The sequence below is a fragment of the Pseudomonas sp. MDT1-16 genome, from assembly GCF_054898115.1.
In genome coordinates this window covers 5,086,943-5,112,248 of the sequence record NZ_CM142717.1, presented here as the reverse complement: position 1 = coordinate 5,112,248, position 25,306 = coordinate 5,086,943, and the positions used below count along the sequence as shown (strand labels likewise).

Below are 25,306 nucleotides of genomic sequence, written 5' to 3'. Positions count from 1 at the left end.
CGATTCTAACAGACGAGCAGCGTAAATCTGAGCCTCTGTGCATCGCTTCTCCTTATAGAATGGCGCATCCTTGGAGGATTCCAAGGGGCGGAACCAAGGCAGGCGCCAGGATTTAACAATCCGGGTTCCGTTTTTTTCAGCCTTGTGATATAAAATGCGCCGCTTTCCGGGGATCCCCTGAAAAGCCTAAATCCACACACGTGTCGACACGATGACCTGGGTGCCTTCAGCTGATGCTGCTGGTTGGTCATTGGGATACGTGGAGGCCAAACCCGACTTAATTAAGGAACTATCATGTCCCAAGTCAACATGCGCGATATGCTGAAGGCCGGTGTGCACTTCGGTCACCAGACCCGTTACTGGAACCCGAAAATGGGTAAATACATTTTCGGCGCGCGTAACAAGATTCACATCATCAACCTTGAAAAAACCCTGCCAATGTTCAACGAAGCGCTGACTTTCGTAGAGCGTCTGGCCCAGGGCAAAAACAAGATTCTGTTCGTCGGCACCAAGCGTTCCGCTGGCAAGATCGTTGCTGAAGAAGCAGCACGTTGCGGTTCGCCGTACGTCGATCACCGCTGGTTGGGCGGCATGCTGACCAACTTCAAAACCATCCGTGCTTCCATCAAGCGTCTGCGTGACCTTGAAGTGCAAGCCGAAGACGGTACTTTCACCAAGCTGACCAAGAAAGAAGCGCTGATGCGCACTCGCGATCTTGAGAAGCTCGATCGTTCCCTGGGTGGTATCAAGGACATGGGCGGTCTGCCAGACGCACTGTTCGTTATCGACGTTGATCACGAGCGCATCGCGATCACCGAAGCCAACAAGCTGGGCATCCCGGTTATCGGCGTAGTCGATACCAACAGCAGCCCGGAAGGCGTTGACTACATCATCCCAGGCAACGATGACGCAATCCGCGCTATCCAGCTGTACATGGGTTCGATGGCTGACGCTGTAATCCGCGGTCGCAACCACGTTGCTGGCGGCACCGAGCAGTTCATTGAAGAAGCTCCGGTAGCAGCCGCTGAGTAATTGACGCCCTGGCGTTAACTCAGTAAGCAAAAAGGGGGCTTGGCCCCCTTTTTGCCACCTCGAAAACCGTTTGTCGGCGGCGCAGTTACAGCCTTTGTAGCCTGCAGCAGCCAGCAAGGGTGGTTCGGGAAGAATTGATCGCCCGTTCGATCGGGTGGAATGGTTGAAAACCTATCCAAGAGGATTTTTGAAATGGCAGAGATTACTGCAGCGTTGGTCAAAGAACTGCGTGAGCGTACTGGCGAAGGCATGATGGATTGCAAAAAAGCCTTAACCAAGGCTGGCGGCGACATCGAGAAAGCCATTGATGACATGCGTGCTTCCGGCGCCATCAAAGCTGCCAAGAAAGCTGGCAACGTTGCCGCTGAAGGCGCGATCAGCATCAAGGAAGACGGCAAAGCTGCTGTCATCATTGAAGTTAACTCGCAAACCGACTTCCTGGCTCTGCAAGACGACTTTAAAGCCTTCGTTGCTGCCAGCGTAGAAAAAGCCTTCGCCGACAAACTGACCGACGCAGCTCCGCTGATCGCCGCTCAAGAACCGGCTCGCGAAACACTGGTTGGTAAAGTAGGCGAGAACGTCAACATTCGCCGCCTGGCTCGTATCGAAGGCGACGTTGTAGGTTCTTATCTGCACGGCAACAAGATCGGCGTTGTTGTAGCCCTCAAAGGCGGCGACGTTGAACTGGCCAAAGACATCGCGATGCACGTAGCCGCCAGCAACCCTGAGTTCCTGCTGCCATCGCAAGTTTCCGCTGAAGCCATCGAACGCGAAAAAGCTGTGTTCATGAGCCTCAACGAAGACAAGATCAAAGGCAAACCAGCCGAAATCGTTGAAAAAATGGTTGCCGGTCGTATCAGCAAGTTCCTGGCCGAAGCCAGCCTGGTCAACCAGCAGTTCGTCAAGAACCCTGAAGTGACCGTTGGTGACCTGGCCAAGAAAGGCGGCGCTGAAATCGTTTCCTTCACCCGTTTCCAAGTGGGCGAAGGCATCGAGAAGCCAGTAGACAACTTCGCTGAAGAAGTTGCGGCTCAGCTGGCTGCCAGCAAGAAGTAAGACGGTTTTTTAACTGTCGCCCTGAAGAGGCTGCCCGCTTACGCGCGCAGCCTCTTTTCAGATGGGGTACCAATTTTTAATTGGTTTCCTTTTGGAACTGGCTTACAAAGCCATGTTCCGATGGCGCTGAAGCAGTGCCAAGCTAGAGTGAACGCCAGCTGTAAACAGCTCGCAGAATTTTTAAAATACGCCGCAGGAGAGATTCGCAATGGCTCAGCAGGGCAGTGGTTATCAGGCTCGCTATAAACGCATTCTACTCAAGCTTAGCGGCGAGGCCCTGATGGGCTCGGAAGAGTTCGGGATCGATCCGAAAGTTCTGGATCGCATGGCGCTGGAAGTCGGTCAATTGGTCGGCATCGGTGTTCAGGTCGGTCTGGTGATCGGTGGCGGTAACCTGTTCCGCGGTGCGGCACTGAGCGCGGCCGGCATGGATCGCGTCACTGGCGATCACATGGGCATGCTGGCCACTGTGATGAACGCCCTGGCCATGCGCGATGCGCTGGAGCGTGCCAATATCTCGGCCATCGTGATGTCGGCCATTTCCATGGTTGGCGTGACGGATCACTATGATCGCCGCAAAGCCATGCGCCACCTGAACGCCAAGGAAGTCGTGATTTTCGCGGCCGGTACTGGCAATCCGTTCTTCACCACGGATTCGGCAGCGTGTCTGCGTGCAATCGAAATCGATGCCGATGTCGTGCTCAAGGCGACCAAGGTCGATGGCGTCTACACCGCTGACCCATTCAAAGACCCGCATGCCGAGAAGTTCGATCATCTGACTTACGATGAAGTGCTGGATCGCAAGTTGGGCGTGATGGATCTGACCGCCATTTGCCTGTGCCGCGACCACAAGATGCCGTTGCGCGTATTTAACATGAACAAGCCCGGCGCCCTGCTGAACATCGTGCATGGCGGCGCTGAAGGGACCCTGATCGAGGAAGGCCAACAATGATCAACGAAATCAAGAAAGACGCTCAAGAGCGCATGCAGAAATCCCTGGATTCTCTGAACCATGCATTTGGCCAGATTCGCACTGGCAAGGCGCACCCGAGCATTTTGGGCAGCGTGATGGTGCCGTATTACGGCGCCGACACCTCCATCACCCAGGTTGCAAACATCACCGTAAAAGACTCCCGCACCCTGCAAGTCGTGGCGTTCGAGCGCAACATGCTCGCCGCGGTCGACAAGGCGATCCAGAGCGCTGGTCTGAACCTCAACCCGACCAACCTGGGTGAGTTGCTGCTGATTTCCATGCCGGCGCTGACCGAAGAAACCCGCAAAGGCTTCACCAAGCAGGCGCGTAGCGCCGCTGAAGACGCTCGCGTGGCCGTGCGTAACATCCGCCGCGATGCCTTGGGCGAGCTGAAGAAACTGGTCAAGGACAAGGAAATCAGCGAAGACGAAGAGCGTCGTGCCGCTGCGGATATCCAGAAGCTGACCGACAAGGCCGAGGCGGATATCGACACCGCCACCAAGGCAAAAGAAGCGGACCTGATGGCCGTATAAGGGTCGCGTTTCATGGAAAAGACCAAGCAGGTTGCGCCGTCCGCGGTGCCGCGCCATGTCGCGATCATCATGGATGGTAATAATCGCTGGGCGAAAAAGCGCTTTATGCCGGGTGTCGCCGGTCATAAAGCGGGTGTGGATGCAGTTCGTGCGGTGATCGAGGTGTGTTTCGAGGCCAAGGTCGAAGTATTGACCCTGTTCGCCTTCTCCAGCGAGAACTGGCAGCGCCCGGCTGACGAGGTCAGTGCCTTGATGGATCTGTTCTTCAAGGCATTGCGCCGCGAAGCCAAGCGCCTGAACGAAAACAACATCAGTTTGCGCATCATTGGCGACCGTTCGCGCTTTCATCCAGAGCTTCAAGCTGCCATGCGTGAAGCTGAAGCAATGACGGCGGGCGCCAATCGCTTCGTTCTACAGATCGCCGCCAACTACGGCGGTCAGTGGGACATCGCGCAGGCCGCACAGCGTCTGGCGCGGGAAGTTCAGGCCGGACACCTGCGTCCGGAAGACATCACACCGGAACTGTTGCAAACCTGTCTGGCGACCGGCGATTTGCCGTTGCCGGACTTGTGCATCCGTACCGGTGGCGAGCACCGCATCAGTAACTTTCTGCTGTGGCAACTGGCTTACGCCGAGTTGTACTTCTCCGACCTGTTCTGGCCGGACTTCAAACACGATGCCATGCGTAATGCGCTGGCCGATTTTGCTTCTCGCCAGCGCCGCTTCGGTAAAACGAGCGAGCAGGTCGAGGCTGGGGCCCGGGTTTAATGCTTAAACAACGAATCATCACCGCGCTGATCCTGCTGCCGATTGCCCTGTGCGGGTTTTTCCTGCTCGAGGGCGCCGGTTTTGCGCTGTTCATCGGGCTGGTCGTGACCCTCGGTGCATGGGAGTGGGCTCGCCTGGCAGGCTTCACAGAACAGCCGATCCGTGTTGCCTATGCGGTTGTTGTCGCGTTGATGCTGTTTTTCATGCATATCCTGCCCGGGCTTGCGCCTTGGGTGTTGGGCGCTTCAGTGCTTTGGTGGGGCGTTGCAACCTACCTGGTGCTGACTTATCCGCGCACCAGCGAATATTGGGCCAGCGCTGCCTGCAAGCTGGTGATCGGTCTGCTGATCCTGTTGCCGGCCTGGCAAGGTCTGATTCAGATCAAACAGGAACCGTTGGGTAACTGGCTGATCATGGCGGTGATGGTGCTGGTCTGGGGCGCTGATATCGGTGCCTATTTTTCCGGTCGGGCCTTTGGCAAACGCAAGTTGGCGCCGCAGGTCAGTCCCGGCAAAAGCTGGGAGGGTGTCTACGGCGGCCTGGCGCTAAGTCTGGTTATCACTGTCGTTGTCGGTCTGGTCCGCGACTGGACGGTGGCTCAGCTATTTAAAGGTCTGATAGGTGCTGCCATCATTGTGTTCATCTCGGTGGTAGGTGATCTCACCGAAAGCATGTTCAAGCGTCAGTCCGGGATCAAGGACAGCAGCAATCTGCTGCCGGGTCACGGCGGCGTGCTGGACCGTATCGACAGCCTGACGGCAGCGATTCCGGTGTTTGCTGTGCTGCTGTGGATGGCGGCACCGTGAGCCGCCCTCAGCAGATTACTGTCCTGGGGGCGACCGGCTCGATTGGTCTGAGCACTCTCGATGTCATCGCTCGTCATCCCGAGCGTTATCAGGTTTTCGCCTTGAGCGGTTTCACTCGTCTGAGCGAGCTGCTGGCGCTGTGTGTTCGCCATACGCCGCGGTTCGCCGTGGTGCCTGAGGCCGGTGCTGCCCGGGGCTTGCAGGACGACTTGCGCGCCGCAGGTCTACCGACTCGCGTGCTGGTGGGTGAGGAGGGGTTGTGTCAGATTGCCTCCGATCCTGAAGTCGATGCGGTCATGGCCGCCATCGTTGGCGCGGCGGGCTTGCGACCGACCCTGGCGGCGGTCGAAGCCGGCAAGAAAATCCTCCTGGCCAACAAAGAAGCACTGGTGATGTCCGGTGCACTGTTCATGCAGGCGGTGCGCAAGAGTGGTTCGGTGTTGCTGCCGATCGACAGCGAGCACAACGCAATTTTCCAGTGCATGCCACAGGATTTCGCTCGTGGGCTGGGTGCCGTCGGGGTCCGTCGGATTTTACTCACAGCCTCTGGCGGTCCGTTCCGACAGACACCTATGGCTGAACTGGCGCATGTTTCCCCTGAGCAAGCGTGTGCCCACCCGAATTGGTCCATGGGGCGCAAGATTTCGGTGGATTCGGCCAGCATGATGAACAAGGGGCTTGAGTTAATCGAAGCTTGCTGGCTGTTTGATGCCAAGCCGTCCCAGGTCGAAGTGGTGATTCATCCTCAAAGCGTGATTCATTCGCTGGTCGATTACATCGACGGTTCGGTATTGGCCCAGTTAGGTAACCCTGACATGCGCACGCCGATCGCCAACGCGCTGGCCTGGCCGGAGCGAATCGACTCGGGTGTTGCGCCGCTGGACCTGTTTACAATTGCGCGGCTGGACTTCCAGGCGCCTGATGAAGAGCGATTTCCGTGTCTGCGCCTTGCGCGTCAGGCAGCCGAATCCGGCAATAGTGCGCCGGCCATGCTTAATGCGGCGAATGAAGTGGCTGTCGCGGCCTTTCTCGACGGGCGGGTTCGCTACCCGGAAATCGCGAGTATCATCGAAGAAGTCTTGAATCTTGAACCTGTCGTTACGGTTGATGATCTCGAGGCAGTGTTCACGGCCGACGCGAAAGCGCGAGTTCTGGCCGAACAATGGTTGAGCCGTCACGGGCGTTAAGTGCTGCAATACGTTGGCCCATGCAGCACTGGATAGGATTGCGGAGAAAGTAGATGAGCGCGCTCTATATGATTGTCGGCACCTTGGTGGCTTTGGGTGTGCTGGTCACCTTCCACGAATTCGGCCATTTTTGGGTCGCGCGTCGCTGTGGGGTCAAAGTGCTGCGTTTCTCCGTGGGCTTCGGTATGCCGTTGCTGCGCTGGCACGACAAGAAAGGCACTGAGTTCGTCGTCGCCGCGATCCCGTTGGGCGGTTACGTAAAAATGCTCGATGAGCGCGAAGGCGACGTGCCTGCCGATCAGCTTGATCAATCCTTTAATCGAAAAACCGTCCGTCAACGCATCGCTATCGTTGCTGCTGGCCCGATTGCCAACTTTTTATTGGCGATGATTTTTTTCTGGGTGCTCGCAATGCTCGGCAGCGAGCAAGTGCGCCCGATCATCGGTGCAGTCGAATCCGGCAGTATCGCCGCCAAGGCGGGTTTAAACCCGGGCCAGGAGATCATCGCCATCGATGGCGAGCCAACGTCCGGCTGGGCTGCGGTGAACCTGCAACTGGTCCGTCGTCTCGGGGAGAGCGGTTCCCTGCAGTTGCTGGTCCGTGATCAGGGTTCCACGGCGGACTCGCCTCATGAGCTGGCGTTGGATAAATGGCTCAAGGGTGCCGATGAGCCGGACCCGATTCGCTCGCTGGGCATACGCCCTTGGCGTCCGGCGCTGCCACCGGTCCTCGCTGAACTTGACCCGAAAGGCCCGGCACAGGCTGCAGGCCTGAAGGCCGGTGACCGACTGTTGGCTCTGGATGGCAAGGCGGTCGATGACTGGCAGCAGGTGGTGGACACGGTCCGTATGCGCCCTGATACCAAAATCATGCTGCGCGTCGAGCGTGATGGTGCTCAAATCGACATCCCTGTGACGCTGGCCGCTCGCGGCGAGAAGAAGGCACCCAGTGGTTATCTGGGTGCGGGGGTGAAAGCAGTCGATTGGCCGCCAGAGATGATTCGCGAGGTCAGTTACGGTCCTGTGGCCGCGATTGGGGAGGGTGCTCGACGCACCTGGACCATGAGTGTACTGACCCTCGATTCGCTCAAGAAAATGTTGTTCGGCGAGCTCTCGGTAAAAAACTTGAGTGGACCGATAACCATTGCTAAAGTGGCGGGCGCTTCTGCCCAGTCGGGTGTCGCTGATTTCCTGAATTTCCTTGCTTATCTGAGTATTAGCTTGGGGGTTCTGAATTTGTTGCCCATTCCTGTACTGGATGGGGGGCATTTGTTGTTTTATCTGATCGAGTGGGCGCGTGGTCGCCCCTTGTCGGATCGGGTGCAGGGTTGGGGGATACAGATCGGTATCAGTTTGGTGGTCGGGGTGATGTTGCTTGCTCTGGTCAATGATCTGGGTCGACTGTAACGCTTCGCTGAATTGCGAATCTGCCGCATTTTGCGGCAGTTTGTTTATTGCCAGTTGGAATAAGAAAGGACTTCATGAAACGTCTGCTGCTAACTGCGGTTCTCACCGTATTGATGATCGCCGAAGTTCACGCCGAGTCCTTCACTATCTCTGATATTCGCGTCAATGGCCTCCAGCGGGTCTCCGCGGGTAGCGTCTTTGGTGCTTTGCCGTTGAACGTCGGTGAACAGGCGGATGATCGTCGCCTGGTGGAATCCACTCGTGCGTTGTTCAAAACCGGTTTCTTTCAAGATATCCAGCTGGGCCGAGATGGCAACGTCCTGGTCATCACGGTAGTCGAGCGCCCGTCGGTCGCCAGTATCGAGATCGAGGGTAACAAGGCGATCTCCACTGAAGACCTGATGAAAGGCCTCAAACAATCCGGTCTGTCCGAAGGCGAGATCTTCCAGCGCGCCACCCTCGAAGGTGTGCGTAACGAACTGCAGCGCCAATACGTCGCTCAGGGTCGCTACTCGGCCACCGTCGACACCGAAGTGGTGCCGCAGCCGCGTAACCGCGTTGCGCTGAAGGTCAATATCAACGAAGGCACGGTTGCTGCCATCCAGCACATCAACGTGGTGGGTAACACCGTCTTCCCTGATGAAGACCTGATCGACCTGTTCGAACTCAAGACCACCAACTGGCTGTCGTTCTTCAAGAACGATGACAAGTACGCTCGTGAAAAACTCTCCGGTGACCTGGAGCGCCTGCGTTCCTATTACCTGGACCGTGGCTATATCAATATGGATATCGCTTCGACCCAGGTGTCTATTACCCCGGACAAGAAGCACGTCTACATCACCGTCAACGTCAATGAAGGCGAGAAGTACACCGTCCGTGACGTCAAGCTGAGCGGCGACCTGAAAGTCCCTGAAGACCAGGTCAAGTCCCTGCTGCTGGTGCAGAAAGGCCAGGTGTTCTCGCGCAAGCTGATGACCACCACTTCCGAGCTGATCACCCGCCGTCTGGGTAACGAGGGTTACACCTTCGCCAACGTCAATGGCGTGCCTCAGCCTCACGATGAAGACCACACGGTCGACATCACTTTCGCCGTTGATCCAGGCAAGCGTGCTTACGTGAACCGCATCAACTTCCGCGGCAACACCAAGTCCGAAGACGAAGTGCTGCGACGTGAAATGCGTCAAATGGAAGGCGGCTGGGCTTCGACCTACCTGATCGACCAATCCAAGACTCGTCTTGAGCGTCTGGGCTTCTTCAAGGAAGTCAACGTCGAAACGCCGGCTGTGCCGGGCGTCGACGATCAGGTTGACGTGAACTACAGCGTTGAAGAGCAGGCCTCCGGTTCGATTACCGCCAGCGTCGGTTTTGCCCAGAGCGCCGGTCTGATCCTCGGTGGTTCGATCACCCAGAACAACTTCCTGGGTACGGGTAACAAGGTCAGCATCGGCTTGACCCGCAGTGAGTACCAGAGCCGCTATAACTTCGGTTATGTCGACCCGTACTGGACTGCTGATGGCGTAAGCCTGGGTTACAACGCGTTCTATCGCACCACTGACTACAAAGACCTCGACGTCGACGTAGCCAGCTATGCCGTGGACAGCCTGGGTGCGGGCGTGAGCGTCGGTTACCCGATTAGCGAGACTTCGCGTCTGACCTTCGGCCTGACTGCGCAACAAGACAAGATCAAGACCGGTCAATACACCGTTGACGAGATCTTCGACTTCGTTAACAAGGAAGGCGACAACTACCTGAACTTCAAGGCTTCGGCCGGCTGGTCCGAGTCCACACTGAACAAAGGCGTATTGGCGACCCGTGGTCATTCCCAAAGCCTGACACTGGAAACCACCACGCCTGGCAGTGACCTGTCGTTCTTCAAACTTGATTACCGTGGCCAGTTGTTCCAGCCATTGTCTGAGAACTACACCATGCGCCTGCACACCGAGCTGGGCTACGGCGATGGTTACGGTTCTACCGATGGCTTGCCGTTCTATGAAAACTACTATGCTGGTGGTTTCAACTCGGTTCGTGGCTTCAAGGACAGCACCCTCGGTCCTCGCAGTACCCCAAGTCGCGGTGCGGCTGTGACGGGTAACACCGGTACGCTCGCTGACCCGGACCAGGACCCGCTGCCGTTTGGTGGTAACGTTCTGATCCAGGGGGGTGTCGAGGTGTTGTTCCCGCTGCCATTCGTCAAGGATCAGCGTTCGCTGCGTACTTCGGTATTCTGGGATGTGGGTAACGTCTTCGACTCCAAGTGCGAAAAAACCACGAACGCGAATGTCGGTTCAACCGCTCAAACAGCGTGCAACGACATCAGCCTGAGCAACGTGGCCAGCTCAGTCGGTGTAGGCGTGACCTGGGTTACCGCACTGGGTCCTCTGAGCTTCGCGTTGGCCATGCCGATCAAGAAACCGGATGAAGCTGAGACTCAAGTGTTCCAATTCTCCCTCGGCCAGACGTTCTAAGCGTTTGACCCAAGATAACGACAATGGATTTTGTAGGAGTGCATCGTGCGTAAGTTGACTCAATTGGTTCTCCTGGCGACCGTACTGGTAGCAGGTCCGGCTTTTGCCGACATGAAAATCGCCGTTCTGAACTATCAGATGGCTCTGCTGGAGTCCGACGCGGCCAAGAAATACGCTGTGGATGCCGAGAAGAAGTTCGGCCCTCAGCTGACCAAACTCAAGACTCTGGAAAGCAGTGCCAAAGGCATCCAGGACCGTCTGATGGCTGGCGGCGACAAGATGCAGCAAGGCGAGCGTGAGCGCCTGGAACTCGAGTTCAAGCAAAAGGCCCGTGACTTCCAGTTCCAGTCCAAGGAACTGAACGAAGCCAAAGCCGTTGCCGACCGTGAAATGCTGAAGCAACTCAAGCCGAAACTGGACAGCGCTGTGGAAGAAGTCATCAAGAAAGGTGCTTTTGACCTGGTCTTCGAGCGTGGCGCAGTGATTGATGTCAAACCTCAGTACGACATCACTCGCCAGGTTATCGAGCGCATGAATCAGCTGAAGTAACCATGACAGCGACTATAAAGCTCGGCCAATTGGCCGAGTTCCTCGGGGCCACATTGCGTGGCGACCCGGAGAAAGAAATTACTGGGCTAGCCACTTTGCAAGAGGCTGGCCCAGCTCAGTTGAGCTTTCTCGCAAACCCCCAATACCGTAAGTACCTGGCTGACAGCCGGGCCGCAGCCCTGTTGCTGAAGGCCGCTGATGCTGAAGGTTTTGCAGGTAATGCGCTGGTGGTGCCTGATCCGTATCTGGCCTACGCGCGGGTTTCCCATCTGTTTGATCCCAAGCCAAAGGCCGCTGCCGGTATTCATCCGACAGCCGTTGTGGCAGCGGATGCAGTGGTCGATCCGGCGGCGAGCATTGGTGCCTTTGCGGTGATCGAAAGCTGCGCGCGTATTGCTGCGGGAGTGACCGTTGGTGCGCACTGCTTCATCGGTGCCCGCTGCGAGATTGGCGAAGGCGGTTGGCTGGCGCCGCGAGTCACGCTGTACCACGATGTTCGCGTCGGTAAACGGGTGGTGATTCAATCGGGTGCCGTACTCGGTGGTGAAGGTTTCGGTTTTGCCAACGAAAAAGGTGTCTGGCAGAAAATCGCCCAGATCGGTGGTGTATTGGTCGGTGATGATGTGGAGATTGGCGTGAATACCGCTATCGATCGCGGTGCGCTGGCCGATACCGTGCTGGGTAACGGTGTGAAGCTCGACAACCAGATTCAGATCGCTCACAACGTGCAGGTCGGTGATCACACCGCCATGGCCGCGTGCGTGGGGATCTCCGGCAGCACCAAAATCGGCAAGCATTGCATGCTCGCCGGTGGTGTAGGGCTGGTGGGGCATATCGAAATTTGCGACAACGTTTTTATCACCGGGATGACCATGGTGACCCACTCGATTACCGAAAAGGGTTCCTATTCTTCCGGTACGGCGATGCAACCAGCAGCCGAATGGCGCAAAAGCGCGGCCCGTATCCGTCAGCTCGATGACATCGCGCGACGTCTGCGACAGCTGGAAAAGCGTGTAGGGGAAGTGACCCCTGACGGTAATGCTTCATCAGATGGCTGATACCATTTCCATATCAAGTGTGCACAGCCGCTAGACTGCCTCCTTGATTTGCTAGAGGGGTGCGCGTCAGTCGCGCGCTCCCAATCTTTACATAGGCTTCCCCCCGAAATGATGGACATCAACGAGATTCGCGAATACCTGCCTCACCGTTACCCGTTCCTGCTGGTGGACCGAGTCGTGGAACTGGATGTGGAAGGCAAGCGCATTCGCGCCTACAAGAATGTCAGCATCAACGAGCCGTTCTTCAATGGTCACTTCCCTGCGCATCCAATCATGCCGGGCGTATTGATCATCGAAGCGATGGCTCAGGCTGCCGGTATCCTTGGCTTCAAAATGCTCGACGTGAAGCCCGCCGACGGCACGCTTTACTACTTCGTCGGCTCCGACAAGCTGCGTTTTCGCCAGCCCGTCACCCCAGGCGATCAGTTGATCCTCGAAGCCCGCTTCATCAGCTGCAAGCGTCAGATCTGGAAGTTTGAGTGCCAGGCTTCGGTCGATGGCAAGCCAGTCTGCTCCGCTGAAATTATCTGCGCGGAACGCAAACTATGAGTTTGATTGACCCTCGCGCAATCATCGATCCGACGGCCATCCTGGCTGACGGCGTCGAGGTCGGCCCTTGGTCGATCATCGGCGCAGGTGTGGAAATCGGCGAGGGGACAGTGATCGGGCCGCATGTGATTCTCAAAGGCCCGACCCGAATCGGTAAGCACAATCGCATCTACCAGTTTTCTTCGGTAGGCGAGGACACGCCCGATCTGAAATACAAGGGTGAAGAAACCCGTCTGGTCATCGGTGACCACAACGTCATCCGTGAAGGCGTGACCATTCACCGTGGGACCATTCAGGACCGTTCTGAAACGACCCTGGGCGATCACAATCTGATCATGGCCTATGCCCACATCGGCCACGACAGTGTCATCGGCAACCACTGCATCCTGGTCAACAACACCGCGCTGGCGGGCCATGTGCACGTTGAAGACTGGGCGATCCTGTCCGGTTTTACCCTGGTTCACCAGTACTGCCATATCGGCGCCCACAGCTTTTCCGGTATGGGCACCGCCATCGGCAAGGATGTCCCGGCCTACGTCACTGTGTTTGGCAACCCGGCCGAAGCCCGCAGCATGAACTTCGAAGGCATGCGTCGTCGTGGTTTCAGCGAAGATGCGATCCACGCGCTGCGTCGTGCCTACAAGGTGGTTTACCGCCAGGGGCTGACGGTCGAACAGGCGCTCGCCGAACTGGCCGAACCGTCGGCCCAGTTCCCGGAAGTCGCGGTATTCCGTGATTCCATCCAGTCTTCGACCCGCGGCATCACTCGTTAATCATGGCTAATCTGCGTATTGCGCTGGTGGCGGGTGAGGCTTCCGGTGACATTCTGGGCGCGGGTCTCATGCGCGCACTCAAGGCTCAGCATCCGGCTGTCGAGTTCATGGGTGTCGGCGGTCCGCTGATGCAGGCTGAAGGCCTGACCTCGTATTTCCCGATGGAGCGTCTCTCTGTCATGGGTCTGGTGGAAGTGTTGGGCCGATTGCGCGAGCTGATGGCTCGTCGCAGGAAGTTGATCACCGACCTCATCGCCCAGAAGCCGGATGTGTTCATCGGCATCGATGCCCCGGACTTCAACCTCACTATCGAACTGAAGCTGCGTCAGGCCGGGATCAAGACCGTGCATTACGTCAGCCCGTCGGTTTGGGCGTGGCGGCAGAAGCGGGTGCTGAAGATTCGCGAAGGCTGCGACCTGATGCTGACGTTGTTCCCGTTCGAAGCGAAATTTTATGAAGAGAAGGGCGTGCCGGTGCGGTTTGTCGGGCACTCCCTGGCTGATGCTATCCCGCTTGAAGCGGATCGCGCTGCAGCGCGGGCTGAACTCGGCTTGCCTGACGGGCCGCTGGTTGCGCTGATGCCGGGCAGTCGTGGTGGCGAAGTCGGCCGTCTCGGTGCGCTGTTCCTCGATACCGCCCAGCGCCTGCGGGCCTTGCGCCCCGGCGTACGTTTCGTCATGCCGTGCGCCAGCCCTGAGCGCCGAGCGCAGCTGGAAGAATTGCTGGCCGGTCGCGATTTGCCATTGACCTTGCTCAATGGCAACTCCCATCTGGCCCTGGCGGCCTGTGACGCTGTGCTGATCGCTTCCGGGACCGCTACGCTTGAAGCGTTGTTGTACAAACGGCCGATGGTGGTCGCTTACCGCTTGGCGCCGCTGACGTTCTGGATTCTCAAGCGCATGGTGAAAAGCCCCTATATCTCGTTGCCGAACCTGCTGGCACAGCGCCTGTTGGTGCCCGAGTTGCTGCAGGACGACGCGACAGTTGAGGCCTTGGCCCAGACGCTGTCGCCACTGATCGAAGGCGGTGAAGAACAGACCCGCGGCTTCGATGAAATTCACCGTACCTTACGTCTGGACGCCTCCAATCAGGCGGCGGACGCGGTACTGAACCTGATCGGCAAAACACAATGAGCAAAGCAAGCACTCAGATGGGCCTGGACTTCACCCTGGTCGCCGAAGTTGAAGATCTGGTCGCAGGCGTCGACGAAGTCGGTCGCGGCCCGCTCTGCGGTGCGGTGGTGACCGCCGCGGTGATCCTCGATCCGAACCGTCCGATCCTGGGTCTGAACGACTCGAAGAAGCTCACCGAAGCCCGCCGCGAAAAGCTCTACGACGAGATCTGCGAAAAGGCCCTGAGCTGGTGCATCGCCCGGGCCGAAGTCGAAGAAATCGACGAGCTGAACATCCTTCACGCCACGATGCTGGCCATGCAGCGCGCAGTCGAAGGCCTGCACATCACACCGAAACTGGCGATGATCGACGGCAACCGTTGCCCGAAACTGTCCATGCGCGCCGAAGCGGTGGTGCAGGGCGACGGTAAGGTACCGGCCATCGCAGCCGCGTCGATTCTGGCCAAGGTCAGCCGCGACCGCGAGATGGCAGCGTTCGAGCTGATTTACCCGGGTTACGGCATCGGCGGCCATAAAGGCTACCCGACGCCCGTTCATCTGGAGGCGCTGGCCCGCTTGGGGCCAACGCCGATTCACCGCCGCTCCTTCGCCCCCGTACGTCTGGCGTACGAGGCTCGGGAAAACCTGATCGAGAGTTAGTCGCAAGGCTGATGTTTTTGCCAAGGCCCGGTACAATCCGGGCCTTGTTGTCTTCACGTTTCTAGACAGGATCACTATGCCGGCTTCATTCGTTCATCTACGCCTGCACACTGAGTATTCCCTGGTCGACGGTCTGGTGCGGATCAAACCGCTGGTCAAGACCCTGGTCGGCATGAACATGCCTGCCGTAGCGGTCACCGATCAGAACAATATGTGTTCCCTGGTCAAATTCTACAAAGCGGCCATGGGCGCCGGGATCAAGCCGATCTGCGGCGCCGACCTGTGGCTGTCGAACAAGGACCCGGACAGCCCGTTGAGCCGGATCAGCCTGCTGGCGATGAACGCCGTGGGCTATCGCAACCTCACCGAACTGATCTCCCGCGGCTTCATCGACGGCCAGCGCAACGGCTCGGTCATCATCGAGCGCGAGTGGGTGGCTGAAGCCAGCGAAGGCTTGATCATGCTGTCGGCGGCGAAAGAAGGCGAGATCGGCCTGGCTATGCTCGGCGGCAACCCGGCCGAAGCCGAAACCCTGGCCCGCGAATGGATGGCGGTGTTCCCTGACCGTTTCTATCTGGAGATCCAGCGCACCAACCGCCCCTACGATGAAGAACAATTGCACGGAGCCGTGGCCCTGGCCGAGAAAATCGGTGCGCCACTGGTGGCGACCAACGACGTGCGCTTCATCAAGCAGGAAGATTTTGCGGCTCACGAAACCCGCGTTTGCATCGGTGAGGGCCGTGCCCTCGACGATCCGCGGCGTTCGAAGAATTACAGCGATCAGCAATACCTCAAAAGCACCGAGGAAATGGCCGAGCTGTTCAGTGACTTGCCCGAGGCGCTGGAAAACACCGTCGAAATTGCCAAGCGCTGCAACATCGAAGTGAAGCTGGGCAAGCACTTCCTGCCCAACTTCCCGATTCCCGATGGCATGACCATCGATGAATACTTCCGCAAGGTTTCCTTCGACGGTCTGGAAGAACGTCTCAGTGTTCTGTTGCCCAAGGACACCACCGAAGACTACGAAGCCAAGCGTCAGGTCTATATCGACCGGCTGAATTTCGAGCTGGATATCATCATCCAGATGGGCTTCCCCGGTTACTTTCTGATCGTTATGGACTTTATCCAGTGGGCCAAGAGCAACGGCGTGCCGGTAGGTCCTGGTCGTGGGTCGGGTGCCGGGTCGCTGGTGGCCTATGTGCAGAAGATCACCGACCTCGATCCACTGGAATATGACCTGCTGTTCGAACGTTTCCTTAACCCGGAACGGGTATCGATGCCCGACTTCGACGTCGACTTCTGCATGGATGGTCGCGACCGGGTCATCGAATACGTGGCCGAGAAATACGGCCGCAACGCCGTAAGCCAGATCATCACCTTCGGTTCCATGGCGGCAAAAGCGGTGGTCCGTGACGTGGCGCGGGTGCAGGGCAAGTCCTACGGACTGGCGGATCGTCTGTCGAAGATGATCCCGTTCGAAGTCGGCATGACCCTGGAAAAAGCCTACGAACAGGAAGAAATCCTGCGTGACTTCATCAAGGTCGATGAAGAGGCCGCAGAAATCTGGGAAATGGCCCGCAAGCTTGAAGGCGTTGTGCGTAACGTCGGCAAGCACGCCGGTGGTGTGGTTATTGCGCCGACCAAACTGACGGACTTTTCGCCGATCTATTGCGACGAGGCCGGTGATGGTCTGGTAACCCAGTTCGACAAGGACGACGTTGAGGCTGCCGGTCTGGTGAAGTTCGACTTCCTCGGTCTACGGACCCTGACGGTCATCGACTGGGCGCTGAAAACGATTAACCGCGACCGCGCCAAGGTTGATGAGCCGCCGCTGGACATCGCTTTCATCCCGCTGGATGACAAGCCGACCTACCAGTTGCTGCAAAAAGCTGAAACCACCGCGGTGTTCCAGCTTGAATCTCGAGGCATGAAAGAGCTGATCAAAAAGCTCAAGCCTGACTGCCTGGAAGACTTGATCGCACTGGTGGCCCTGTTCCGTCCGGGTCCGTTGCAGTCGGGCATGGTGGACGACTTTATCAACCGTAAGCACGGTCGCGCCGAACTGGCGTACCCGCACTCGGACTACCAGTACGAAGGCCTTAAACCCGTATTGGCGCCGACTTACGGCATCATCCTGTATCAGGAACAGGTGATGCAGATTGCCCAGGTCATGGCCGGCTACACGCTGGGTGGCGCGGACATGCTGCGCCGGGCCATGGGTAAGAAAAAGCCCGAAGAAATGGCCAAGCAGCGCGGCGGTTTCATTGAAGGTTGCACCGCTAACAATATCGACGCGGACCTGGCCGGTAACATTTTCGACCTGGTGGAAAAATTCGCCGGTTATGGCTTCAACAAATCTCACTCGGCTGCTTACGGTCTGGTGTCTTACCAAACGGCGTGGCTGAAGACTCACTACCCGGCGCCGTTCATGGCCGCGGTGCTGTCGGCGGACATGCACAACACCGACAAGGTCGTGACCTTGATCGAAGAAATTCGCACCATGAAGCTGCGTCTCGACGCGCCGGATGTGAATACTTCGGAGTTCAAGTTCACGGTAAATGACGAAGGCCGCATTATTTACGGCCTCGGCGCGATCAAGGGTGTGGGCGAAGGTCCGGTGGAAGCGATCACCGAGGCGCGTCGGGACGGTCCGTTCACGGATCTGTTCGATTTCTGCGCCCGTGTCGATCTCAAGCGTATCAACAAACGCACCCTGGACGGTTTGATCCGCAGCGGTGCACTGGATCGTCTAGGGCCGTTTTTCCATGACGAACCGAAAGCCTATCAAGCCAACATCGACCAAAACCGCGCGGTGTTGCTGACAGCGATGGAAGGGGCGATCAAGGCCGCCGAGCAAACCGCTCGCACCCACGACAGTGGCCATGCCGACCTGTTTGGCGGGCTGTTCGTCGAAGAAGACGCCGATGTCTACGCCAATCACCGCAAGGCCAAGGAACTGACCCTCAAGGAACGCCTGAAAGGGGAGAAAGATACCTTGGGCCTGTACCTGACCGGTCACCCGATCGACGAATACGAAGGCGAGATCCGCCGCTTCGCCCGTCAGCGCATCATCGACCTGAAACCGGCTCGTGATACCCAGACCGTCGCGGGCATGATCATCGCCCTGCGAGTCATGAAGAACAAAAAGGGCGACAAGATGGGTTTCATTACCCTCGACGACCGCTCTGGGCGGATCGAAGCCTCGTTGTTCGCCGAAGCATTCCATTCGGCGCAATCGCTGTTGCAGACCGACGCGATGGTGGTGGTCGAAGGCGAAGTCAGTAACGACGATTTCTCCGGCGGGCTGCGGCTGCGGGTCAAGCGGGTGATGAGCATGGAAGATGCGCGCACCAATCTGGCCGAAAGCCTGCGCTTGAAGCTGCAGACCAAGGACCTCAAGGGCGATCAGCTACGCTGGCTGGGTGAACTGTTCAAGCGTCACCGTGGTGCGTGCCCGATCACCATGGAATATACGAATCCCGATGCGAAAGCCTTGCTGCAGTTCGGCGAGACCTGGCGAATCGACCCGGCGGATGCTTTGATTCAAGCCCTGCGTGACCAGTTCGGGCGAGACAACGTCTTCCTCCAATACCGTTGACGGTCAGGTGCTGCTCTTGTGAATGGGTGCGGCTCTGATCTCGACCCAATTTTTAATCTCGACCTGAACGCGCCTCTCCCTTAAGGTAGGGCGCGAATAGACAACCGGCCGACCCAAGCTCTCTTGGAGGTCGACCCAAGACGGACGCCTATGAACCCGAATTTTCTAGATTTCGAACAGCCGATCGCCGACCTGCAAGCCAAGATCGAAGAGTTGCGCTTGGTCGGTAATGACAATTCGCTGAATATCGGCGATGAGATCTCCCGCCTGCAGGACAAAAGCAGCACGCTGACCGAAGACATTTTCGGCAAGCTGACCAGCTGGCAGATCGCGCGTCTGGCGCGTCACCCGCGTCGCCCGTACACCCTGGACTACATCGAACACATCTTCACCGAGTTCGACGAATTGCACGGCGACCGTCACTTCTCTGACGACGCCGCCATCGTGGGCGGCGTTGCCCGTCTGGACGACCAGCCGGTGATGATCATCGGTCACCAGAAAGGCCGCGAAGTGCGCGAGAAAGTTCGTCGCAACTTTGGCATGCCGCGTCCGGAAGGCTACCGCAAGGCGTGCCGTCTGATGGAAATGGCAGAACGTTTCAAAATGCCGATCCTGACCTTCATCGACACCCCGGGCGCCTACCCGGGTATCGACGCTGAAGAGCGCAACCAGAGCGAAGCGATTGCCTGGAACCTGCGCGTCATGGCACGCCTGAAAACCCCAATCATCGCCACCGTAATCGGTGAAGGTGGTTCCGGTGGCGCTCTGGCAATCGGTGTTTGCGATCAACTGAACATGCTGCAGTACTCGACCTACGCGGTCATTTCGCCGGAAGGTTGCGCCTCGATTCTGTGGAAGACCGCCGAGAAAGCACCGGACGCCGCTGAAGCCATGGGCATCACTGCCGAGCGTCTCAAAGGCCTGGGTATTGTGGATAAAGTGATCGGCGAGCCTTTGGGTGGCGCGCACCGTAATCCAGCCGCTGCGGCGGCATCGATCCGTGCCGAGCTGAGCTCGCAGCTGGCGATGTTGAAGAAGTTCGATAACGAGGCGCTGTTGGCCCGTCGTTACGAGCGTCTGATGAGCTACGGTCTCTGATCGATCGCTCCTGCATCATGTAGGAGCAAGGCTTGCCCGCGATCGGGACGCCTCGGTTTAACAGGCCGACCGCGTTATCGTTTATCGCGAGCAAGCTCGGCTCCTACAGGTTTTGGTGCGTTCATGACTCTCTGCGCAGTACTTCTCAAGCAACTCGCCCCTTGGCGCAACGCTACAACCTGGCGCATTGCCTTCTCCGGTGGTCTCGACTCCACCGTTCTGCTGCACCTTCTAGCCCACCTCGCAAAAACCGAATCCTTGCCGGCGCTCAACGCCATCCACGTCCATCACGGCCTTCAGGCTGTGGCTGATGCGTGGCCGGATCATTGTCAGTCGGTCTGCGATGCTCTGGGTGTGCCGCTGCAGGTGGTTCGCGTGCAGGTTCAACCCGGCGCCAGCCTTGAGCGTGCAGCTCGGGAAGCGCGATATGCCGCGTTCATCGAGGCGACTCAGGCCAATGAAGTGTTGATGACCGCCCAGCACCGTGACGATCAGGCGGAAACCCTGTTGTTTCGGATGTTGCGTGGGGCGGGGGTGAGGGGATTGTCGGGGATGCCACGCCAGCGCCCGCTCGGTAAAGGGCAGTTGCTTCGGCCATTGCTCGATGTCACGCGGGCTGAACTTGAAGCCTATGCGTCCGAGCATCGGCTGAACTGGATCGAAGACCCTTCGAACCAAAACCGACAGTTCTCGCGTAATTACCTGCGGCATCAGGTTTTCCCTGTATTGACCGAGCGCTGGCCGCAAGCGTTGGCGACCATGGTCCGCAGTGCTGCACATCTGAGTGAAGCGCAGGGATTGCTCGATGAGCTTGCGCAAATCGACCTGACCGACGCCAGCACGGCCAATGATTTTGATTGGCTGGGGTTGCCGTCGCTGGAGCTGGCGGCATTGGAAAAGCTGTCCGCTGCTCGTCAGCGTAATGCGTTAAGTCATTGGCTCGAGCCGCTGACGCGACTGCCAGACAGTGACCATTGGTCGGGTTGGGAGGATTTACGCGATGCCACCGGCGATGCCCGCCCGATCTGGCGGCTGGCGAATGGCGAACTGCATCGCGCGGGAGGGCGTATCTGGTGGTTGTCCGATAGCTGGTTGCGCACGCCGCCAGCCGTTGGAACTTGGCCTGATCCCTCGCTATCGCTGGTGTTGCCGGACAACGGAGTGATCACACTCACCGGCCAAATCCCCGATGGTCCGCTGCATATCCGCTATCGTGAGGGAGGCGAGGTCATGAGTCTGCCCGGTCGCGGCCACCGCGATCTGAAGCGATTGCTCAACGAAAGCGGCGTGCCGGGTTTCGCCCGTGGCAGATTGCCGCTGCTCTACCGAGGCGAGCAATTGCTGGCGGTGGCCAACCTGCGGGGCTTGGACGGCAGTGCAAAGGAGCATTGGAATTTGCATTGGCAGCCACCGAACGAAGATCAAGGTTTGAGCTGAAAGGGGCTTTCCGGTAGACTACGCTCCCTTCTTGATACAACTTCTGTGGATTCGCCTGAATTGCAGCAGTTGCCGATTACCAAGCAGTCTTTGCTGGGCGATTCCAAAAAATGTGTAGCGAGCAACGTACCGGTGTTTCATTTTCCGGTCTGTCCCAACGCGGCGGTTTTTTTGAAAGGTGCGCTGTGATTAATGCAGGTGATCGGGGGCTTCGGCCTTCCTTCGCTTTCCCCGGCGGCTCGGACCGCTTTAACGCAGACTTCTAGGGTTTTTCATGACGCGCTACATATTCGTCACGGGCGGTGTTGTTTCTTCATTGGGGAAAGGCATCGCATCGGCTTCATTGGCGGCCATCCTGGAGGCGCGGGGACTTAAGGTCACCATGCTGAAGCTGGACCCGTACATCAACGTTGACCCGGGCACCATGAGCCCGTTCCAGCACGGTGAAGTGTTCGTCACCCACGACGGCGCCGAGACCGACCTGGACCTGGGCCACTACGAGCGGTTCATCCGCACGACCATGACCCAGAACAACAACTTCACCACCGGCCGTGTCTACGAACACGTCCTGCGCAAAGAGCGCCGTGGTGATTACCTGGGCGCCACCATTCAGGTGATCCCGCACATCACCGACGAAATCAAGCGCCGGATCATCAAGGGCGCCGGCGATGCCGACGTGGCGATGGTCGAGATCGGTGGCACCGTGGGTGACATCGAATCCCAGCCGTTCCTCGAAGCAATCCGTCAATTGCGTTTCGAAGTCGGCGCCAAGCGCGCGATGCTGATGCACCTGACACTGGTGCCGTACATCGCCACTGCCGGTGAAACCAAAACCAAGCCTACTCAGCACTCGGTCAAGGAACTGCGTTCCATCGGCCTGCAACCAGACGTGCTGGTCTGCCGTTCCGATCACCCAATCGATATCTCTTCGCGTCGCAAGATCGCGCAATTCACCAACGTTGAAGAACGTGCAGTGATCGCGCTGGAAGACGCCGACACCATCTACAGGATCCCGGGCATTCTGCACGCCCAGGGCCTGGATGATTTCGTTGTCGAGCGTTTCGGCCTGCAATGTGGCGGCGCCGATCTGTCCGAGTGGGAAGCCGTGGTCGACGCCAAGCTCAACCCTGAGCATGAAGTCACCATCGCCATGGTCGGTAAGTACATGGAGCTGCTGGACGCCTACAAGTCGCTGATCGAAGCGATGAGTCACGCCGGCATCAGCAACCGCACCAAGGTCAACCTGCGCTACATCGACTCCGAAGACATCGAAAACCAGGGCACCGCGCTGCTGGAAGGTGTCGACGCGATTCTGGTCCCTGGCGGCTTCGGTCTGCGTGGCGTGGAAGGCAAGATCACTGCCGTTCAATACGCTCGTGAAAACAAGGTCCCGTACCTGGGCATCTGCCTGGGCATGCAAGTGGCCGTGATCGAGTTTGCTCGTAACGTCATGGGCTGGAAAGACGCCAACTCCACCGAGTTCGACCGTGCAAGCGGTCACCCGGTTGTGGGTCTGATCACCGAGTGGGAAGATGCCACCGGCGCGGTCGAAACCCGTACCGAAACGTCCGACCTGGGCGGCACCATGCGCCTCGGGGCACAGGATTGCCTGCTGGAACCGGGTTCCCTGGTGCACGATTGCTACGCCAAGGACGTGATCGTCGAGCGTCACCGTCACCGCTACGAAGTGAACAACAATCTGCTGCCGCAAATCATGGCTGCCGGTCTGAAAATCTCCGGTCGTTCCGGTGATGGCGCGCTGGTTGAAGTGGTTGAAGCCCCGGATCATCCATGGTTCGTCGCTTGCCAGTTCCACCCTGAGTTCACCTCGACACCACGCGACGGCCACCCCTTGTTCAGCGGTTTCGTTAAAGCAGCTTTGATTCAACACCAGAAGAAGGCGCAATTCTGATGGCGCAGAAGATCATTCGCGTAGGCGATATCGAGATTGCCAACGACAAGCCAATGGTGCTTTTCGGTGGCATGAACGTGTTGGAAAGCCGCGACATGGCGATGCAGGTCTGTGAAGAATACGTAAAAGTTACCGAGAAACTCGGGATCCCTTATGTGTTCAAGGCCAGCTTCGACAAGGCCAACCGTTCCTCCGTGACCTCTTACCGTGGCCCCGGCCTGGAAGAGGGCATGCGGATTTTCCAGGACATCAAGCAAGCTTTCGGCGTGCCGATCATCACCGACGTCCACGAGCCTGATCAGGCCGCGGTCGTGGCTGAAGTCTGCGATATCATCCAGCTGCCGGCCTTCTTGTCGCGCCAGACCGACCTTGTGGTCGCGATGGCCAAGACCGGTGCGGTGATCAACATCAAGAAAGCCCAGTTCCTCGCACCTCAGGAAATGAAACACATCCTGAGCAAATGCGTGGAAGCGGGTAACGATCAGTTGATCCTCTGCGAGCGCGGTTCGAGCTTCGGCTACAACAACCTGGTCGTCGACATGCTCGGCTTTGGCATCATGAAGCAGTTCGAATACCCGGTGTTCTTCGATGTGACCCACGCGCTGCAAATGCCCGGCGGTCGCTCCGATTCCGCCGGCGGTCGCCGCGCCCAGGTCACCGATCTGGCGAAAGCCGGTATCAGCCAGTCGTTGGCCGGCCTGTTCCTCGAAGCACACCCGGACCCGGACAACGCCAAATGCGACGGCCCTTGCGCCTTGCGTCTGGACAAACTGGAGCCATTCCTGGCCCAGCTCAAAGCTTTGGACGAACTGGTGAAGAGTTTTCCGACGGTAGAAACCGCGTAATCCTCATTTCTCCGGTAAAGTACCGCACGAATTAATGCTCAGGCCCGCTGGCCGCACTGCTCTTGTAGGAGCATGGCTTGCCAGCGATGGCGCCCTTGAGGGCTCCATCGCCGGCAAGCCGTGCTCCTACAGCGTTTTCGTCAACTTTGGAGTGTTTACAACAATGGCAAAAATCGTCGACATCAAAGGTCGTGAAGTTCTCGACTCCCGTGGCAACCCCACCGTGGAAGCGGACGTGCTTCTCGATAACGGCATCATCGGTAGCGCTTGCGCGCCGTCCGGTGCTTCCACTGGCTCGCGTGAAGCGCTCGAGCTGCGTGATGGCGACAAGAGCCGTTACCTGGGCAAGGGCGTACTCAAAGCCGTCGCCAACATCAACGGTCCGATCCGTGACCTGTTGAAAGGTGCAGACCCAAGCGACCAGAAAGCGCTGGATCACGCGATGATCAAGCTCGACGGTACTGAAAACAAAGGTTCCCTGGGCGCCAACGCGATCCTCGCCGTTTCCCTGGCAGCCGCCAAGGCAGCAGCACAGGACCAGGACCTGCCGCTGTACGCTCACATCGCCAACCTGAACGGCACCCCGGGTGTTTACTCGATGCCGGTTCCGATGATGAACATCATCAACGGTGGCGAGCACGCCGATAACAACGTCGACATCCAGGAATTCATGGTTCAGCCGGTTGGCGCCAAGTCTTTCTCGGAAGGTCTGCGCATGGGCACCGAGATTTTTCATCACCTGAAAGCTGTTCTGAAGGCCCGTGGCCTGAGCACTGCTGTGGGTGACGAGGGTGGTTTCGCACCTAACCTGGCTTCCAACGAAGACGCTTTGAAAGTGATCTCCGAAGCCGTGGCCAACGCCGGTTACAAGCTGGGCACCGACGTGACCCTGGCACTGGACTGCGCGGCCAGCGAATTCTACGAAGACGGTCAATACAACCTGTCCGGCGAAGGCCAGGTGTTCACCGCTGAAGGTTTCGCCGACTACCTCAAAGGTCTGACCGAGCGTTACCCTATCATCTCCATCGAAGATGGCCTGGACGAGTCCGACTGGGCTGGCTGGAAAATTCTCACCGACAAAATCGGCGAGAAGGTTCAGCTGGTAGGCGACGACCTGTTCGTCACCAACACCAAGATCCTGAAAGAAGGCATCGATAAAAAGATCGCCAACTCGATTCTGATCAAGTTCAACCAGATCGGCACCCTGACCGAAACCCTGGAAGCCATCCAGATGGCCAAGGCTGCTGGTTACACTGCCGTCATCTCGCACCGCTCCGGCGAAACCGAAGATTCGACCATTGCCGACCTGGCTGTGGGCACTGCGGCTGGCCAGATCAAAACCGGTTCCCTGTGCCGTTCCGACCGCGTTTCCAAGTACAACCAACTGCTGCGTATCGAAGAGCAGTTGAATGGCAAAGCCAAGTACAACGGTCGCAGCGAATTCCGCGGCTGATTGCTGGATAGTAAAAAAGACACCGGATTGTGTCGGA

Annotated in this window: 21 protein-coding genes; all 21 read left to right on the top strand. The window is 58.1% G+C overall.

The features are described from left to right. Window positions 1-294 precede the first annotated feature (294 nt). The gene (gene rpsB / locus ACYZT3_RS23560; RefSeq protein WP_282376973.1) at window positions 295-1,032 is read left to right on the top strand and encodes a 30S ribosomal protein S2; all 738 of its coding nucleotides are present in this window, start codon (window positions 295-297) and stop codon (window positions 1,030-1,032) included. A gap of 192 nt (window positions 1,033-1,224) precedes the next feature. Next, window positions 1,225-2,088: a translation elongation factor Ts gene (gene tsf / locus ACYZT3_RS23555; RefSeq protein WP_282376972.1), complete on the top strand. Its 864-nt coding sequence runs from the start codon at window positions 1,225-1,227 to the stop codon at window positions 2,086-2,088. Window positions 2,089-2,296: 208 nt separating this feature from the next. Continuing rightward, complete coding sequence (pyrH, locus tag ACYZT3_RS23550) at window positions 2,297-3,040, top strand: UMP kinase (protein WP_003172271.1); 744 nt, start codon at window positions 2,297-2,299, stop codon at window positions 3,038-3,040. Then, on the top strand, window positions 3,037-3,594 hold the full coding sequence (frr, locus tag ACYZT3_RS23545) for a ribosome recycling factor (RefSeq protein ID WP_282376971.1): 558 nt from the start codon (window positions 3,037-3,039) through the stop codon (window positions 3,592-3,594). The genes pyrH and frr overlap by 4 nt, the downstream gene beginning before the upstream one ends. A gap of 12 nt (window positions 3,595-3,606) precedes the next feature. Then, complete coding sequence (gene uppS, locus ACYZT3_RS23540) at window positions 3,607-4,362, top strand: polyprenyl diphosphate synthase (RefSeq protein ID WP_282376970.1); 756 nt, start codon at window positions 3,607-3,609, stop codon at window positions 4,360-4,362. Beyond that, entirely contained in the window at window positions 4,362-5,168 is an 807-nt protein-coding gene (locus tag ACYZT3_RS23535) for a phosphatidate cytidylyltransferase (RefSeq protein ID WP_282376969.1), read from the top strand. The genes uppS and ACYZT3_RS23535 overlap by 1 nt, the downstream gene beginning before the upstream one ends. Continuing rightward, on the top strand, window positions 5,165-6,355 hold the full coding sequence (ispC, locus tag ACYZT3_RS23530) for a 1-deoxy-D-xylulose-5-phosphate reductoisomerase (protein ID WP_282376968.1): 1,191 nt from the start codon (window positions 5,165-5,167) through the stop codon (window positions 6,353-6,355). Before ACYZT3_RS23535 ends, ispC begins: the two co-directional genes overlap by 4 nt. A 53-nt stretch (window positions 6,356-6,408) precedes the next feature. Continuing rightward, complete coding sequence (gene rseP, locus ACYZT3_RS23525) at window positions 6,409-7,761, top strand: sigma E protease regulator RseP (protein WP_462030873.1); 1,353 nt, start codon at window positions 6,409-6,411, stop codon at window positions 7,759-7,761. A gap of 74 nt (window positions 7,762-7,835) precedes the next feature. Continuing rightward, window positions 7,836-10,226, top strand: a complete 2,391-nt coding sequence (gene bamA, locus ACYZT3_RS23520) for an outer membrane protein assembly factor BamA (RefSeq protein WP_282376966.1) — start codon at window positions 7,836-7,838, stop codon at window positions 10,224-10,226. Window positions 10,227-10,271: 45 nt separating this feature from the next. Further along, complete coding sequence (locus ACYZT3_RS23515) at window positions 10,272-10,775, top strand: OmpH/Skp family outer membrane protein (protein WP_008028980.1); 504 nt, start codon at window positions 10,272-10,274, stop codon at window positions 10,773-10,775. A gap of 2 nt (window positions 10,776-10,777) precedes the next feature. Continuing rightward, complete coding sequence (lpxD, locus tag ACYZT3_RS23510) at window positions 10,778-11,833, top strand: UDP-3-O-(3-hydroxymyristoyl)glucosamine N-acyltransferase (RefSeq protein ID WP_462030872.1); 1,056 nt, start codon at window positions 10,778-10,780, stop codon at window positions 11,831-11,833. A gap of 108 nt (window positions 11,834-11,941) precedes the next feature. Next, the gene (fabZ, locus tag ACYZT3_RS23505) at window positions 11,942-12,382 is read left to right on the top strand and encodes a 3-hydroxyacyl-ACP dehydratase FabZ (protein WP_017336708.1); all 441 of its coding nucleotides are present in this window, start codon (window positions 11,942-11,944) and stop codon (window positions 12,380-12,382) included. After that, window positions 12,379-13,155 (top strand): acyl-ACP--UDP-N-acetylglucosamine O-acyltransferase, encoded by a 777-nt coding sequence (lpxA, locus tag ACYZT3_RS23500; RefSeq protein WP_262165811.1) that lies wholly within the window; start codon window positions 12,379-12,381, stop codon window positions 13,153-13,155. The genes fabZ and lpxA overlap by 4 nt, the downstream gene beginning before the upstream one ends. Window positions 13,156-13,157: 2 nt before the next feature. Continuing rightward, the gene (lpxB, locus tag ACYZT3_RS23495) at window positions 13,158-14,288 is read left to right on the top strand and encodes a lipid-A-disaccharide synthase (protein WP_282376961.1); all 1,131 of its coding nucleotides are present in this window, start codon (window positions 13,158-13,160) and stop codon (window positions 14,286-14,288) included. Further along, entirely contained in the window at window positions 14,285-14,926 is a 642-nt protein-coding gene (rnhB, locus tag ACYZT3_RS23490; RefSeq protein ID WP_282376959.1) for a ribonuclease HII, read from the top strand. The genes lpxB and rnhB overlap by 4 nt, the downstream gene beginning before the upstream one ends. Before the next feature lie 76 nt (window positions 14,927-15,002). Beyond that, window positions 15,003-18,524 (top strand): DNA polymerase III subunit alpha, encoded by a 3,522-nt coding sequence (dnaE, locus tag ACYZT3_RS23485; protein WP_462030871.1) that lies wholly within the window; start codon window positions 15,003-15,005, stop codon window positions 18,522-18,524. 150 nt (window positions 18,525-18,674) lie between these two features. Then, entirely contained in the window at window positions 18,675-19,622 is a 948-nt protein-coding gene (locus ACYZT3_RS23480; RefSeq protein ID WP_282376957.1) for an acetyl-CoA carboxylase carboxyltransferase subunit alpha, read from the top strand. Window positions 19,623-19,745: 123 nt separating this feature from the next. Beyond that, window positions 19,746-21,059, top strand: a complete 1,314-nt coding sequence (gene tilS / locus ACYZT3_RS23475) for a tRNA lysidine(34) synthetase TilS (protein WP_282376956.1) — start codon at window positions 19,746-19,748, stop codon at window positions 21,057-21,059. Between the two features lie 274 nt (window positions 21,060-21,333). Further along, window positions 21,334-22,971, top strand: coding sequence for a CTP synthase (locus tag ACYZT3_RS23470; protein ID WP_282376955.1), 1,638 nt, complete (start codon window positions 21,334-21,336; stop codon window positions 22,969-22,971). Continuing rightward, on the top strand, window positions 22,971-23,816 hold the full coding sequence (gene kdsA, locus ACYZT3_RS23465; protein WP_282376954.1) for a 3-deoxy-8-phosphooctulonate synthase: 846 nt from the start codon (window positions 22,971-22,973) through the stop codon (window positions 23,814-23,816). Before ACYZT3_RS23470 ends, kdsA begins: the two co-directional genes overlap by 1 nt. A gap of 163 nt (window positions 23,817-23,979) precedes the next feature. Then, window positions 23,980-25,269, top strand: a complete 1,290-nt coding sequence (eno, locus tag ACYZT3_RS23460) for a phosphopyruvate hydratase (RefSeq protein ID WP_282376953.1) — start codon at window positions 23,980-23,982, stop codon at window positions 25,267-25,269. Window positions 25,270-25,306 lie beyond the last annotated feature (37 nt).